This is a genomic window from Aeromonas sp. QDB14 (assembly GCF_027707845.1).
GTDB lineage: Bacteria > Pseudomonadota > Gammaproteobacteria > Enterobacterales > Aeromonadaceae > Aeromonas > Aeromonas caviae.
In genome coordinates this window covers 1-14533 of sequence record NZ_JAPCJD010000090.1, presented here as the reverse complement: position 1 = coordinate 14533, position 14533 = coordinate 1, and the positions used below count along the sequence as shown (strand labels likewise).

Genomic DNA, 14533 nt, shown 5'->3' with positions numbered 1-14533 from the left:
TGATGTCGCGTTCAATGGTTGGCCTATCTATCCCCACCACTGGCACCGGTTGCTCATCACGCACTGCGGACCAATCTCTTGCACTTCCCTGGGGATCGCTGTCGATCAACAGCACATCGTGACCAGCCACCTGAAAGGCTCGCGCTAGATGAGTGGCAATTGTGGTTTTGCCGCTCCCTCCTTTCTGGTTCAACACCGATATAACCAGCATGCCCACCTCTTAACTCAACCAAGTGAATAAGTAAAAGAGTAAAACATCAAATGAGTATTTGATTCAAGAGATCAGCGCTAATAGCTGCCACCCCTCGCTGTCCTGGCTGGACGCCAGAAGCCCTCACAGCCCAAAAACCTGATCAAGAAAACGGGCTCAATGGTATGCTATGGGTAATCACAGGTATTACCTTGGAGTACCACCATGCCCACACAATCCAAACCGGTCTCGATCAAACTCGACGCCGATACCCAGGAACGCATCAAACGCCTGGCAACCTCCCGCGAACGCTCAGCCCATTGGCTCATGCGCGAAGCCATCAGCCAGTATGTCGAGCGCGAAGAACTGCGCGAGACCTTCCACCGCGACACTCTGGAGGCCTGGCAGGAGTTCCAGGAGACCGGCCAGTATGCCACCGCTCAAGATGTGGATCAGTGGCTAGCCTCTTGGGGCACTGATGCCGAAGGAGCGCCTCCTGCATGCCACCAGTGATCTTTGCCCCTGCCGCCCTGCGAGACCTGCAACGCCTACGTGAATTCCTGCGCCCTAAAAGCCCGCAGGTCGCACAGCGGGCCGCAACAACAATCCAGCTGTCCCTACGCCAGCTCGCAGCCCAACCCTCAATGGGCCGCCCCATAGAAGGACTGCCAGAGGCGTTTCGTGAGTGGGTGATCCCCTTTGGTGACAGCGGCTATTTAGCCCGCTATCGCATTGAACCGGATGTCATCGTGGTGCTCGCTGTCCGCCATCAACGCGAAGTTGGCTACTCATGATGTAAGAGGGGAGCCCGCAGAATTCGGAAAAAATCGTACGCTAAGGTTTTCCGGGCATCCGTAAGGGCCGAAACTTCCCGTCTTCCAGTCTGCGGCTCTGCCGCCAGACGTAATCGCCGGTTAGGTTGATGTGCTCCCAGCCCAGCGGCGACAGGAATTGCAGCAGCTCGCCGTCCACCGGCTTGCCGGCCTCGACCAACCCCTGGGTGGCGCGTTCCAGGTACACCGTGTTCCACAGCACGATAGCCGCCGTCACCAGGTTGAGGCCGCTGGCCCGGTAGCGCTGCTGCTCGAAGCTCCGATCCCTGATTTCCCCAAGGCGGTTGAAGAACACCGCCCTGGCCAGCGAGTTGCGCGCCTCACCTTTGTTCAGGCCGGCATGCACGCGGCGGCGCAGTTCAACACTTTGCAGCCAGTCCAGGATGAACAGCGTGCGCTCGATCCGGCCCAGTTCGCGCAGGGCGACAGCCAGGCCGTTCTGACGCGGATAGCTGCCGAGCTTGCGCAGCATCAGCGAGGCGGTAACGGTGCCCTGCTTGATCGAGCTGGCCAGGCGCAGGATGTCGTCCCAATGAGCGCGCACGTGCTTGATGTTCAGGGTGCCACCGATCAGCGGGCGCAGCGTCGGGTAGGCCTGCACGCCCTGCGGCACGTACAGTTTGGTTTCGCCGAGGTCGCGGATGCGTGGCGCGAAGCGGAAGCCCAGCAGGTGCATCAGGGCGAAGACGTGATCGGTGAAACCGGCCGTGTCAGTGTAGTGCTCCTCGATCCGCAGATCGGACTCGTGATACAGCAGGCCGTCGAGCACATAGGTGGAATCTCGGACGCCGACATTCACCACGCGTGTGCTGAACGGCGCGTATTGGTCGGAGATGTGGGTGTAGAACAGCCGTCCTGGCTCGCTGCCGTACTTCGGGTTGACGTGCCCGGTGCTCTCACCCCGGCCGCCAGCGCGGAAGCGCTGGCCATCGGAGGATGAGGTGGTGCCGTCGCCCCAATGGGCAGCGAAGGCATGGCGGTACTGGTGATTGACCAGCTCGGCCAAGGCCGCCGAATAGGTTTCATCGCGGATATGCCAGGCTTGTAGCCAGGACAGCTTGGCGTAGGTCAGGCCGGGGCTCGACTCGGCCATCTTGGTCAGTCCGAGGTTGATTGCGTCACCGAGGATCGCGGACAGCAGCAACGTCCTGTCTTTGGCCTCAGCCCCGTCCTTCAGGTGGGTGAAGTGGCGGCTGAAGCCCGTCCAGTCGTCCACGTCCATCAGCAGTTCGGTGATCTTGATGCGCGGCAGTAACTGGCTGGTTTGGTCGATCAGCGCCTGCGCCCGATCCGGCACCGCCGCATCCAGCGGTGTGATCTTCAACCCGGACTCGGTGAGGATGGCATCGGGCAGCTCGTTGTCCTTGGCCAAGCGGGTGACGGTGGCCAACTGCGCGTCCAGCAGCTGCAAACGCTCTTCCAGGTACTGGTCGCTGCTCGGGTTGATCGCCAGGGGCAAGGCCTGATCCCGCTTGAGCGCGGTGAACTTCTCTGCCGGCAGCAGGTAGTCGTCGAAGTCGCGGAACTGCCGCGAGCCCTTGACCCAGATGTCGCCGGAGCGCAGGGCGTTCTTTAGCTCGGACAGCGCGCAGATTTCGTAGAAGCGCCGGTCGAGGCCTTCCGGGGTGATCACCAGCGGCTTCCAGCGAGGCTTGATGAAAGCAGTGGGGGCATCGGCCGGCACCTTGCGCAGGTTGTCGGCGTTCATCTGGCGCAGGGTCTGCACGGCTGCCAGTACACCTTGCGCGGCCGGAGCGGCGCGCAGTTCCAACACATCCAGCAAGGCCGGCGTGTAACGGCGCAGGGAAGCGAAGTTCTCGCCGACCAAGTGCAGGTGGTCGAAACCCTCCGGCCGGGCCAGCAGCTCGGCTTCGCTGACGCTCTCGGTGAACTCGTCCCAGGGAATCACCGCCTCGATGGCGGCATAGGGGTCGCTGCCGGCTTCCTTGGCCTCCAGCAGCGCCTGGCCGATCTTGGAGTACAGGCGCACCTTGTCGTTGATCGCCTTGCCCTGCTTCTGGAACTGCTGCTGATGCTTGTGCTTCGCGCCGCTGAACAGCTTGACTAGGATGCGGTCGTGCAGATCCACCAGCTCATCAATCACGGTTGCAGTGCTCTCCAGCACCACGGCGGCCAGGGTCGCATAGCGCCGCTGCGGCTCGAACTTGCCGAGGTCTTTGGGCGTCATCTGCCCACCCTCGCGGGCCAGCTTGAGCAGGCGGTTCTGGTGGATGTGCCGGCCAAGGCCTTCGGGCAAGTCCACCAGCTGAAATGTCTTCAGCCGTTCGATGTGCTCAAGCATGTGCCGAGAGTTGGGTTTCAGCGGTGCCTGCCGCAGCCAGGTCAACCAGGTCAACCAGGTCAACCAGGTCAACCAGGTCAACCAGGTCAACCAGGTGATGCTGCTGCCGGCCTTGAGCTTAAGCAACTCGTCCAGCTTGGCCCGATGCGAGTCGGTGAGAGGTTCGACCAGGGCGCGGTAGACCCGCCGATTGGCCCGTGCAATGGCCTCCGAGCAAGCCCGGTCGATCACGCTCAACGCCGGCAGGATGCGTCGCTTCTGCCGCAGGCTCTCCAGCGCCTGGCCGGCCAGCAGCAAGCCCTTGTCGGTCTGCTGGGCCAGTTCGGTCAGCTCGCGCACCAGGGCGCGGAAGTCGGACAGGCCGAACGGGGCCAGTTGAAGGTAGGTGCGCAGTTCCTGGGCGTGCTCGCGACGGGTCACATCGCGCTCGCCGTACTTCGTCCAACTCGCCGGATCGGTCTGGACTTGCTTGGCCACCCACAGGATGACCGGTTCGGGCAGCTCGCTGTCAGTGCCCAACGCATAGCCGGGGTAGCGCAGCAGGCAGAGTTGCACCGCAAAGCCCAGACGGTTGGCGTCGCCGCGCCGCTGGCGGATCAGTGACAGGTCGGAATCGTTGAAGGTGTAGTAGCGGATCAGGTCATCCTGGCTTTCCGGCAGCGCAAGCAGGGTGTCCCGCTCCGTGGCCGAGAGGATCAAGCGACGCGGCATGTGTCAGTCGTCCGTGCGGAGGTACTGGTAGAGAGTTTCGCGGCTGATGTTGAACTCGCGGGCGAGCTGCGCCTTGGGCTCACCTGCCGCCGCCCGCTGCCGCAGGGTAACAGTCTGCTCGTCGGACAGGGCCTTCTTGCGGCCCCGGTACGCGCCGCGCTGCTTGGCCAGGGCGATACCCTCGCGCTGCCGCTCACGGATCAGAGCGCGCTCGAACTCAGCGAAGGCCCCCATTACCGACAGCATCAGGTTGGCCATCGGCGAGTCCTCGCCGGTGAATACCAGCCCCTCCTTCAAGAACTCGATGCGTACGCCGCGCTGGGTCAGCTTCTGCACCAGGCGGCGCAGGTCGTCGAGGTTGCGGGCCAGGCGATCCATGCTGTGCACCACCACCGTGTCGCCCTCGCGGACGAAGCTCAGCAGCGCTTCGAGCTGGGGGCGCTGGGTGTCCTTGCCGGATGCCTTGTCGGTGAACACCTTGCTCACCTGGGTCTGTTCCAGTTGGCGTTCCGGGTTCTGGTCGAAGCTGCTGACCCGGACGTAGCCGATGCGGTGCCCCTGCACGATGTCTCCTTGGTTGAAGGCGGCTTATGTGCACTTTCTGTTCCGTTGCGCCCAAACCCCGTTTCTGTCAGGCTGAAATCTATAACCTTCGCGGGCATGTGTCAAAAAAATGCGAAAGATGACTCTATTCTGACGAAGCGGCGCGGCCTTGCCTGACATCCAGTTAGGGTATAGCCTAGCCGGACAGCCTTCATGGCTTGTTTTTGATTTAAGTACTAAATTGCCCCAGACCATACGGCGAGAAGCCTTGAGGGGGAGCCTGACTCAAGATTTCAAATGAACCAGCCGATACAATGAAGGCACATTGATATGCCTAATAATGAGGTGAAGTAGTGAGTGATTGGCTAACCCGTTTTTCAATTAAAACCCGTCTCATCAGTTTGCTCATTCTGCTAGCTGCTACGGCTGCCGGCCTGACAATGGAGGGGCTTAACGGCATGCGCAGCAGCAATGCCGATATTAACCAGATGTACAACAACGTTCTGCTACCGCTCGATAAGCTTGGCGACCTCACCAATCACATGCACCATGCACGCACTCAGCTTTTGCTTGCTCTGCAACATCAGCCTGGTAGTGCGTTCGAAAAGGCACATGACCACCCCGCGAGCATGCATTTCGATGCTGTGGATAGAAGCGTAGGCAGCATGCGTGAGCGCCTTGCTGACTATCAGCGTATGCCAATGAGCAAAGAGCATCAGCGCTTGGCCACTGAACTGCAAAACAAGCTGTCTGATTATCTGGATAATGGTGTTCAACCGACGCTCAATGCAATGCGCCAAGGTGACTATGCGGGAGGGAATGCAATCCTGCTGAATCGCTTGCAACCTGCATTTATGACGACCTATGCCAGCGTGCGTAATCTGGTTGAGTCGGAGCAGGAGAGCGCCAATGCAAGCTACCAGCGCGCTAAAGAGAGCTTCGATCGTCTGGTTGTGATAATCGGTCTCACGCTAGTGGTTGCTCTGTTTCTGGCCACAGTCGTGGCTTTGGCTACTGTATCTGGCATCACAAAAGCTGTTCGCGAGCTTCAAGTCGGCGGTCAGCAGCTAGCTGATGGCAATTTGGGCTATCGAGTTACCTATCAGGGGCGTGATGAGCTGGGCGAAATCTCTAGCTCATTCAATGCAATGGCTTCGCGTTTTCACCACACCATTCAAGAGTTGGCGGGGGCTGTGGAGCAACTGGCAGCCGCAGCTGAGCAGACTGCTCAGATCAGCACTGAAACCAGTGACGGCATCCGCCGCCAGCAGTTGGAGACAGATCAGGTTGCTACTGCGATGAACGAAATGTCAGCTACTGTGCAGGATGTGGCTGGGAACGCGGCCAGTGCAGCAAGAGCAGCACAGGAAGCAGATCAGCAGTCGGAAAGTGGAAAGCTTGTTGTTCATCAAACAATCTCTTCTATCGACAGCCTAGCCAGTGAAGTTGAGCACGCGGCCACCGTTATCCATGAGCTTGAAGCAGACAGTGCTGGTATTAGCTCTGTGGTGGATGTCATTCGCAGCATCGCCGATCAAACCAATTTACTTGCCCTTAATGCGGCTATTGAAGCTGCAAGAGCTGGTGAGCAAGGGCGAGGCTTTGCTGTGGTGGCGGATGAGGTGCGCTCGCTTGCTTCGCGCACGCAACAGTCAACCAGCGAAATTCAGACCATGATTGAAAAACTGCAGGGCGGGGCAAATCGTGCTGTTGCGGTCATGCAAAGTAGTTGCACCAAAGCACAAGCTGGTAAACAACAGGTTGCCAGCGCAGGTCATATGCTGGATCAGATCAGTAACGCTGTTGCGATTATTAATGACATGAATGCCATGATTGCATCTGCCGCTGAGGAGCAAAGCTCTGTCGCGGAGGAGATCAATCGTAACGTTACTAGTGTCAGCCAGATTGCCGAGGAAACTAGCGAGGCTTCCCGTCAGAATGTTGCCACCAGTAAGCAACTATCTGCTCTGGCAACCCAACTTCAGCGTCTGGTGCATATGTTCCGTCTTTAGGCAAACTGACGCAGGATTGTAGTCTCGTACAGCGCCTCCTCCATCGCCGGGTCGCTGTAGCCGAACCAGTTCTGCATCAAATGCACGCACAACATCGCCATCAGCGGATAGGCTGGACTGCCGCCTTCACCCTTCGGGTAGTGCGGCTCGATCAAGGCGATCAAACCCTTCCACGGCACCACCTGATCCATCTCGATCAGGAACAACTCTTTGCGGGCCTGCTTGCGCTTGCCGGCATACTCGGCGTAGGCGAAGGTCATCTGCTTCATCGGAAAACTCGGCGGGTGGAATCCGGGTATTTTGCCAAAATCAGGAAGTCTTCTTCAGAGTTTCCTTAGCGTACGTTTTTCTCCGAATTCTGCGGGGTCCCCTAAGAGACAACGTCAGGCCAAACACCTCGTTCCGCAATGTGTACCAGGGGCGTCCGATTTGGGATGTTATTGGCTGATCGATATGGATGTTATTGAGTGATCGCCATGCGTGGGAATACGCAGCTGTGGGATGAAAATAAAGTGTCATCCCCGAAAATAGAGTTTCATCCTTGAAAATAAAGTCTCACCCTAACCATGGGGCGCAATGGGCGGCCGCAGTGTGGAGGCGTTCTTTATCTCCTGTGATGACCATTACCTGGCCAAGAACCTGAGTTCGATCCGGGATGAAGTAATGGCCGAGGGGGAGGCGCTGACCAACTATGTCAGGGGCCATATCATCCAGCGTCGAAAGTGGGGTGAGTTTGATAAAGAGCGGGCCCGCGAGTTGTGGGGTGATGCGGAGGGGATTGAGATCACCAATTCATATTGCAGTAATCCAGGGCTGATGACTGCTGTCGTAGGGGATGAGTGGTGGTACGACTTGCCGATGGTCGATAACCCTGATTACACCTACCTGTGCCGCATCATTCAGGCCGTCCGTGATGGTCTGCGCGAGTACACCAAGAGCACCCCGGCCGCAGCGGCCTGAGTTAGAGGAAAAACGGACTCATGAGTAACGAAAATCATCAGCTATTCACCACCGAGCAGATCCGCCAGCGCCTTGAGGAAGGGGGCGAATCTGCCCGCTGGTTGGCTCAGGCTGTTGTCTCCTACTACCGGCCTGCAGCACCAGCCCCTAGCCTGTTTTCCTTCTCTACGAAGCTGGACGAAGAGGCGCAGGGAATGTTTTTTCAAATGCTGTTGATCCGCAGCAAGCCGGATTGGTCTGATGACCAGCTGGCCGCCCTGGTGCGCGAGTGCGAGCAGTACCTCGCCAACTGATAGAGGAAAAAAGCCATGACTAAGGCAAAGCTTACAGAGTTGCAGAAAGGGGTTCTTTATGCTGCGGCTGTGGTGATCGAAGGTTGAGAGAGGATGAAACTCTATTTTCATCAGGATCTGGCCAGAGACCCCATCACCCCGACACAAGGATGATACTTTGCTCGTGAATGTGAACAAGATGCCGCCTAAAAGGCGGCATCTGTCCATCTATAGGGTGAAACTTTATTTTCATCCCACAGCAGCAGGTCTGCATCTGTGAGGTTCCTGGCCTGACAGATTTGCACCATAAGCAATTGATTCATAAGCTTTAAAAATGAAAAACTGCTCATATACCTTGGGTTTCTGATGGTATACGTTTTGAACCACACGGGTTGATCAGAAAGCAAAAAGAGGCGCCGGTTTACCGTAACGCCCCTTATGCGCGGTGACAGACATGGTTAAGCCCTATTTGGGCCTGGATTGCTCGAAATACCGCGTGGCTAAGGCTTGCGCCTTCTCAAGCTGGGCTTGCGTCAACCTCTTCGCAACGATATCGCGATTCTTTACTGCATCAGCATTTCCATTCGCAGCAGCGACCGATGACCACGCATACGCCTGCTGGTAGTCCTGCGGCGTACCTTGACCGGTGGCATACATCGCCCCGAGGGCGAATTGTGCACCAGCATTCCCCTGCTCGGCGGCTTTGCGATACCAGACCACCGCCTGGGCAGCATCTTTAACCCCCCCTTGGCCATAGGCGAGGCTATCCCCCAGGAAGTATTGCGCGTTAGCCTCGCCCTGCTCGGCAGCTTTGCGATACCAGACCGCCGCCTGGGCAGCATTCTGCGGCACGCCTTGGCCACCGTCGTACATCACCCCGAGGGCGAGTTGCGCACCTGCATACCCCTGCTCGGCGGCTTTGCGATACCAGACCGCCGCCTGGGCAGCATTCTGCGGCACGCCTTGGCCGTAGGCATAGCTAGCCCCCAAGAAGAATTGTGCGATGACATTCCCCCGCTCGGCGGCTTTGCGATACCAGACCACCGCCTGGGCAGCATCCTGTGGCACGCCTAGGCCGTTGTCGTACCTAAACCCGAGGGAGAATTGTGCGTCAGCATCCCCCCGCTCGGCAGCTTGCTGGACATCAGCCAGTGGCTCCTTGGGCCAATCTTTGGCCTGCAACGGCTGGATGAGCGCTAACAGTGCCAATAAAACCAGCTCAATACTCCAAATCACCTTCATTCATCGTTCTCCATGAGCTCTGACTACGGTTAGTTCGTCTCATCTCGCCCATCATACCAACCAAACCAGCTCCAAATCGTGCGGCCTGCCGCGCTTCGCTTGCCTCCGAGTCAGCTCCTTAGGGCGAACAGATGCCGTGCGTCGTGAATCCGGACTTACTCACCCTCGCCCTTCTCTCTGAAATTCCTTGAGGGATGAATGAACGCCCTGCGAGCGCTGTTACCGCCACTGTGGCTCAACTGAGTTGAGTCTGAATGGCTCTTGTGGCGAAACCCTCGACGCGATCACCAAATCGCCGTTCAGGTCGGAAAATGGGCCGATCGCCTGCCAAAAGCAGTGTGCATAATGCCCATTATGTTTAATTGGCCTTTTTACCAGGGAAAACGGGCCGTTCGCCCCGTTCTGGCAGCAGAGGGGCCATTTAGAGTGCTCAGGCAGGGCTGCCGAGGCGGTTTGGCGGCTGAAAGTTTGCGACGGTTTGGGAGAGGTTTTGGCCGCGATCTCTGGCCTATCCGGTTTCGGCCAAACTGGGCGGTGAGTGGCCCAGATCTACGCCACAGGGACGCCAGACGAGCAGGAGGCCGCACGGGCTGAGGCTTGACAGGATAGGGATGCAGATTTAAGGTGATTTATCCCTGTGGGGCCTAATCACTAGCTCGCCGAGCCTAACAGCCCGGCCTAAATCACTTTCGAGTGTGTAATTCGCTTTGCGCTGTCGAATCACCTCACGACCATGACGTCCTCAAGGGACATGTGGTCCCTGGGGCGATTTGTCATGCCTGAATTTCCCCAAACACAGCCAGTACCGAGTGGCTGCCACGCAAAGCGGATTCCTATTCCAATTGATTTTTCTGATTTCCCCAACTGAGAAATCCCTTCTTTTATTGCACAAAATGCAATAACTGAATATTTCTCGCCAGTCGAGCTCAACTGGATAATCTCGGGCGCACTGAAACTCACGGGTGGATGTGGACGGTCGAAATCTAAAGATGGAGACCTTGCAATACAGTGTTATGCGACTGCAACACGCATCTGCGCATTTATGCGTTTAACGACTCAGTAACCCTTGCAGGCATTTCTTACTTTATAGACTAGCACCTTGCAGGCATTTCTTACTTTATAGACTAGCACCTTGTAGGCATTTCTTACTTTATAGACTAGCACCTTGTAGGCATTTCTTACTTTATAGACCAACACCTTTTCAGGTATTCCTTGCTCTAAGGATCACGCCACGCACGAATAAGCCTCCGGCGGAGCCTTGCGGCCACTGCCTCCCACCGGGTAGCCGATGAGATGCGATGCGATGATACCCAGCCCCCCCCCCTGCCGTCTCTGTTTGACAGAGACGGCCAGCGCCAACCCAGCGCTATCCCTTAGCCCTCGGGCCATGCCGCCAGATCTCACTGGCACGAAAACGCACGAAAACAGGCCAGCCGGACGCTCGGCGCAGTCGATCTCGACCCGCGCCCTGCTTGCAGGAGCCCCCTGCCATAGCAGCCCCCTCCGCTCTGCGGAACAATCACGCTCACCGCGTAAGGAGATGTAGAAAAAAAAGCCCCCCACGACACGCACAGTCGAAAACAGGTGCAAAACACTCACCACCAGGAACAGGGGATGGGGCATCAAAACGTAATTTCAATCAATCAATATGGAGATTTGATATGGCGAGATGTGATCGGGCAAACCCCGATTCACGAAATTTTGGCCTCGGCAGCCGGGATATGGGCTATGCCGGGCGCAGCGCCCTGCGCGAGGGAATGCAGAGCCACAGTTCGATCGCCACGATGGCCGATCGCTGGGGCCAGTTCGCCAGTTGGGCGCGTGAGGAGGCGGGGATCAGGGACATGCGGCACATCGAGACGGCCACCCTGCGCGGTTATGCCGCCCACCTGATCGCGCGGCTGGAGCAGGGGGAGATCAGCCCCGCCACCGCCCAAAATGCGCTCTCCGCCGTTAACCGGGTCATGGAGATAGCCCGAGGCGACCGGGCCGTGCGGCTCGACCCCGTGCGCGAGGCGGGGCTGCCGACCCGTAGCGGGATCGCTACCACCGATCATGCCGTGCCGGTGTCCCAGCACGACACCGCCGTGGCCGCCGTCTCCGAGCGGGTGGGAGCCCTGCTGAGCCTCCAACGTTCGTTGGGATTGCGGTTCGAGGAGGCGGCCAAACTCGACGCCCAACGGGCGCTTGCCCAGGCCGAACGGCACGGCCAGATCCGCATCGAGGACGGCACCAAGGGCGGGCTCGTGCGGCAGGTTCCCTGCCAATCACCCGCCCAGCACCACGCACTGGCCCAGGCCGCCGCCCAACAGGAGGGCCGCTCGTTGATCCCGCCCTCAATGTCCTACAAGGACTTTAGGACGGCTGCCTATAGCGAGCTGCGCAGCGCGGGCATCCGGTCGCACGGCGAACGACACGCCTACGCCCAGGGACGGTACGAAACCCTGGTGGGTGCCCCCGCGCCCGTCGCGGCCGGGATCGGTCACGGTGCCGACCATCATCGGTTTTTAGCCGCCCAGTTGGGGATCGAGGTCGCGGCGGCGCGGGAGCTGGATTTGCAGGCCCGTGAGCAGGTGGCCGCCGAACTGGGGCACGGGCGGATCGACGTGACCAACGCGTACCTGGGATAAGGAGGACACATGGAGCAATGGGTAAGGGAACGGGTCGATACCTACCTGCGACACGGCGGCAAAACCAGCCGCCGCGCCATGGTCAAACGGCTGATCGCCATCCTGCTCGACATTCGTCAATACGAGCCGGGGGTGCGCCAACCGCCCCAGATAGGGCGGGCACACATCCACCGTTATTGGGCTCGCCAGTCACAGCTGGCAGATCGGACACGACAGGATCATTGGTACGCACTCTGCCTCCTTTGGGCGCTACTGGAACGGCCAGGTGAACCGCCGAAGCCACCGCTGGTATAAAGACGGCGCTGTGCTAGAATCATTTTGTAAATTTGATTAATCAAAGGCGCGTTTTGATATGGAAGAACTGCAAGCGAAGTGGACGTTTGACCAAGGTGGGTTTGCCAAGGCCCTGATCGCCCCCACCCCGATGGGGGCTGGCTACCATCTGCATCTGGTGAAGTTCGGCAAACAGAGCGAGACCATTGTCCTGGAACGACAACGCGGGGGCTGGCGGGTGTTCAAGAGCATCGATGCCGCCGCCAACACCGCCAATGGCATTGGCTTTCGGCGTATCGAGATCGATCTGAGCAGTCGTTGAGCCCCGACACCTCATGACAAAACACCAACCCCCGCTCCGGGGATAACTGCTGCCGCCCACAGGGGACGAGCCCCTGCTGGACGGACGGGCGCAGTTACCCCCCTCGCCAAGATCCTCTCTATCGATTTAAAGCCAGGAAAAGACCAGGGCCCAAGGGCCCGCGAAAAAGGCGGTCGCAATGCTCCCCGATCTGCCGGGCTCTCCTATCTTTCGCTGCGCTTCAAGATGGGGTTCTAGGGATTTTCCGTCCAAATGCGACATTCAGACTGCTAAGTGATTGATTTATTGTGACTGGCTATGTGAAGCGCCAAAAAAGTAATACCCCTCTGGAGGCCGCGGACGGCGTGGCCTCCAGAGCACTTTGTCGTTTTTGGACGGAAAATCCCTAGAACCCCATAATGCTAATCAGGTTAGTGACGAGATAAAGAATGAAACAATCAATGAAACCACATCCTCCATACGCGAGATGATCTCCCCATTATCGGGATTGCTAGTTGTCTTTTTCATCATTCAATTGATTGGCCAAATCCCTGCAACATTATGGGTTTTATTCGGAGAAGAGCGCTTCGTATGGGATGGCGTAATGGTCGGTGTTTCATTGGCTGTGTTTGGGCTTACACACGCACTGTTTCAAGGACTTGCTGCTGGTTTTATCGCTAAACATTTGGGAGATCAGAAAGCTATCGTGGTTGGCATCTTGGCTGATGGCTGTGGCCTACTTTTATTGGCAGTCATTACGCAAAGCTGGATGGTTTGGCCAGTTGTGCTGTTACTCGCTTGTGGTGGCATAACTCTTCCCGCTTTGCAGGGAATTATATCTGTTCGTGTCGGTCAGGTAGCACAAGGACAATTGCAAGGGTTGCTGACCAGTTTGACACACCTCACGGGTGTAATCGGTCCACTTATTTTTGCATTTTTGTATAGTGCAACCCACGAATCTTGGAATGGTTGGGTGTGGATAGTTGGATGCGGATTGTATGTAGTTGCACTGACTATACTGAGGTTTTTCTATCCCGGCAGGGCTGCCCACCCGAAAAATCAGAGCAATTCACAGCCATTTCTTTAAATGGTAATGGTAACTGTATGCCCCCAATTCCTAGACGTGAAACCGACCGTTGCACAGCATCAGAAATTGTGAATGTAGCACATTGGACTACTACGAGAACCTACAATGCAAGCCATACTATTTGAGTAGTATTAACGCTACTCCATAACGACTGTCGCCATACTGAAAGTATGGTAAACAGAATAAAGAACTGTCTTCCACAATTGCAAGCCACCATGCCAATCTGTGTCAGCGCATAATGCTTTTTTATGTTAAATGGCAGTGCGAGAAGTGAGCTATGATGCGGCTTTCAGCTAGGTATCAGATGGCGACAATCTCGCCAATGCTGCGTTTAAAGTCGGCCTAGACACACCAAAGTGTTTTGCAACTTCAGCTTTCGTTATCTCTACATCCGACAGCATGGCCCTTGCCTTCCTGGCGTCTTCATCTGACATGGCCAAGGGTCGCCCACCGCGTCGCCCTCTTGCCCTTGCTGCCTCCAACCCGGCCCGTGTGCGCTCTTGCAGTCGTGCGCGTTCGTATTCAGCCAAGGCCGCAAACACATGGAACACTAGAGCCCCGTTCGCCGTTGTGGTGTCTATGTCTGATTGGGTTAGGGAGCGGAACCCGATCCCCTGGCGCTTCAACGAGCTGACTATCTCGATCAGGTCTTTGATGCTCCTTCCCAGTCGGTCTAAGTGCCACACAATCAACGTATCCCCTTCCCTCAAGGTATCTAGGCACCGTTCAAGCTCTGGGCGTTCTGTGCTGGCCCCTGATAGCTTCTCAACGTAAACGCGCTGACACCCGGCCTTGTCCAGGGCGTCCAGTTGCAGCGCCGTTTCTTGCTTGTCCCTTGATACCCTGGCGTAACCTATCAGCATGTAACCTCCAAAAAACGCGCCTTTTCTTTCCTTGATATTTTGACGGGTTATTTTACGTGAAAAGCGGCAGGATCGGGGAGGTGGCTGTCATTTTCAGAAGACGACTGCACCAGTTGATTGGGCGTAATGGCTGTTGTGCAGCCAGCTCCTGACAGTTCAATATCAGAAGTGATCTGCACCAATCTCGACTATGCTCAATACTCGTGTGCACCAAAGCGAGGTGAGCATGGCGACGGAGGCTCTGTTGCAAAGATTGGCGGCAGTCAGAGGTAGGCTGTCGCTCTGCGCCGATCAGGCGGCTGCTGCGAAATGGT

13 protein-coding genes and 2 pseudogenes are annotated in these 14533 nt (G+C 57.4%); 9 read left to right on the top strand and 6 right to left on the bottom strand.

All coding sequences use genetic code 11. The features are described 5' to 3' along the window. The coding region (locus PG887_RS19695) for a ParA family protein (protein WP_270822676.1) at positions 1-211 on the bottom strand (211 nt) is incomplete at its 3' end. A 204-nt stretch (positions 212-415) separates the two neighbouring features. Here PG887_RS19695 and PG887_RS19690 point away from each other — a divergent pair. Together PG887_RS19690 and PG887_RS19685 are read left to right on the top strand one after the other, a co-directional pair. Further along, positions 416-703: a CopG family ribbon-helix-helix protein gene (locus PG887_RS19690; protein WP_101617265.1), complete on the top strand. Its 288-nt coding sequence runs from the start codon at positions 416-418 to the stop codon at positions 701-703. Then, the gene (locus PG887_RS19685; protein ID WP_101617266.1) at positions 691-984 is read left to right on the top strand and encodes a type II toxin-antitoxin system RelE/ParE family toxin; all 294 of its coding nucleotides are present in this window, start codon (positions 691-693) and stop codon (positions 982-984) included. Before PG887_RS19690 ends, PG887_RS19685 begins: the two co-directional genes overlap by 13 nt. A 40-nt stretch (positions 985-1024) precedes the next feature. Here the strand turns inward: PG887_RS19685 and PG887_RS19680 are convergent, their stop codons facing one another. Then, a complete protein-coding gene (locus tag PG887_RS19680; RefSeq protein WP_270822674.1) occupies positions 1025-4036 on the bottom strand; it encodes a Tn3 family transposase in 3012 nt (1003 codons plus the stop codon). 3 nt (positions 4037-4039) lie between these two features. Then, positions 4040-4600, bottom strand: coding sequence for a recombinase family protein (locus tag PG887_RS19675; protein ID WP_033958617.1), 561 nt, complete (start codon positions 4598-4600; stop codon positions 4040-4042). Between the two features lie 332 nt (positions 4601-4932). Between PG887_RS19675 and PG887_RS19670 the strand changes: the two genes are divergently transcribed. Then, positions 4933-6591 carry a methyl-accepting chemotaxis protein gene (locus PG887_RS19670; protein ID WP_103260121.1) on the top strand — a complete coding sequence of 553 codons (1659 nt, stop codon included), beginning with the start codon at positions 4933-4935 and terminating at the stop codon, positions 6589-6591. Here PG887_RS19670 and PG887_RS19665 read toward each other — a convergent pair. After that, positions 6591-6860, bottom strand: a pseudogene (locus PG887_RS19665) (transposase); the annotation flags it as partial. The gene PG887_RS19670 and the pseudogene PG887_RS19665 sit on opposite strands and share 1 nt — an antisense overlap. Positions 6861-7167: 307 nt before the next feature. Between PG887_RS19665 and PG887_RS19660 the strand changes: the two are divergent. Both PG887_RS19660 and PG887_RS19655 read left to right on the top strand, forming a co-directional pair. Next, positions 7168-7551 (top strand): hypothetical protein, encoded by a 384-nt coding sequence (locus tag PG887_RS19660; protein ID WP_139743097.1) that lies wholly within the window; start codon positions 7168-7170, stop codon positions 7549-7551. A 20-nt stretch (positions 7552-7571) separates the two neighbouring features. Next, the gene (locus PG887_RS19655; RefSeq protein ID WP_139743096.1) at positions 7572-7844 is read left to right on the top strand and encodes a hypothetical protein; all 273 of its coding nucleotides are present in this window, start codon (positions 7572-7574) and stop codon (positions 7842-7844) included. Positions 7845-8288: 444 nt separating this feature from the next. On the opposite strand, the gene PG887_RS19650 is transcribed toward PG887_RS19655, so the two are convergent. Next, positions 8289-9065, bottom strand: coding sequence for a tetratricopeptide repeat protein (locus tag PG887_RS19650; protein ID WP_263720794.1), 777 nt, complete (start codon positions 9063-9065; stop codon positions 8289-8291). A gap of 1661 nt (positions 9066-10726) precedes the next feature. Between PG887_RS19650 and PG887_RS19645 the strand changes: the two genes are divergently transcribed. The 4 genes and pseudogenes from PG887_RS19645 to PG887_RS19630 all read left to right on the top strand — a co-directional run. Next, complete coding sequence (locus PG887_RS19645; RefSeq protein WP_236277422.1) at positions 10727-11695, top strand: integrase domain-containing protein; 969 nt, start codon at positions 10727-10729, stop codon at positions 11693-11695. A gap of 9 nt (positions 11696-11704) precedes the next feature. Next, positions 11705-11989 carry a hypothetical protein gene (locus tag PG887_RS19640; RefSeq protein WP_128274411.1) on the top strand — a complete coding sequence of 95 codons (285 nt, stop codon included), beginning with the start codon at positions 11705-11707 and terminating at the stop codon, positions 11987-11989. A 58-nt stretch (positions 11990-12047) separates the two neighbouring features. Further along, a complete protein-coding gene (locus tag PG887_RS19635; protein WP_103859311.1) occupies positions 12048-12290 on the top strand; it encodes a plasmid replication protein RepB in 243 nt (80 codons plus the stop codon). Between the two features lie 388 nt (positions 12291-12678). Beyond that, a pseudogene (locus PG887_RS19630) lies at positions 12679-13356 on the top strand (MFS transporter); the annotation flags it as partial. Positions 13357-13649: 293 nt separating this feature from the next. On the opposite strand, the gene PG887_RS19625 reads toward PG887_RS19630, so the two are convergent. Further along, positions 13650-14219 carry a recombinase family protein gene (locus PG887_RS19625; protein ID WP_011191339.1) on the bottom strand — a complete coding sequence of 190 codons (570 nt, stop codon included), beginning with the start codon at positions 14217-14219 and terminating at the stop codon, positions 13650-13652. Positions 14220-14533: the final 314 nt, after the last annotated feature.

What these genes read in the sequence shown, in the direction of transcription:
- PG887_RS19650 (WP_263720794.1), bottom strand. Translation starts at nt 9,065, where the DNA reads ATGAAGGTGATTTGGAGTATTGAGCTGGTTTTATTGGCACTGTTAGCG.
- PG887_RS19660 (WP_139743097.1), top strand. Translation starts at nt 7,168, where the DNA reads ATGGGCGGCCGCAGTGTGGAGGCGTTCTTTATCTCCTGTGATGACCAT.
- PG887_RS19655 (WP_139743096.1), top strand. Translation starts at nt 7,572, where the DNA reads ATGAGTAACGAAAATCATCAGCTATTCACCACCGAGCAGATCCGCCAG.
- PG887_RS19685 (WP_101617266.1), top strand. Translation starts at nt 691, where the DNA reads ATGCCACCAGTGATCTTTGCCCCTGCCGCCCTGCGAGACCTGCAACGC.
- PG887_RS19635 (WP_103859311.1), top strand. Translation starts at nt 12,048, where the DNA reads ATGGAAGAACTGCAAGCGAAGTGGACGTTTGACCAAGGTGGGTTTGCC.
- PG887_RS19690 (WP_101617265.1), top strand. Translation starts at nt 416, where the DNA reads ATGCCCACACAATCCAAACCGGTCTCGATCAAACTCGACGCCGATACC.
- PG887_RS19625 (WP_011191339.1), bottom strand. Translation starts at nt 14,219, where the DNA reads ATGCTGATAGGTTACGCCAGGGTATCAAGGGACAAGCAAGAAACGGCG.
- PG887_RS19640 (WP_128274411.1), top strand. Translation starts at nt 11,705, where the DNA reads ATGGAGCAATGGGTAAGGGAACGGGTCGATACCTACCTGCGACACGGC.
- PG887_RS19680 (WP_270822674.1), bottom strand. Translation starts at nt 4,036, where the DNA reads ATGCCGCGTCGCTTGATCCTCTCGGCCACGGAGCGGGACACCCTGCTT.
- PG887_RS19645 (WP_236277422.1), top strand. Translation starts at nt 10,727, where the DNA reads ATGGCGAGATGTGATCGGGCAAACCCCGATTCACGAAATTTTGGCCTC.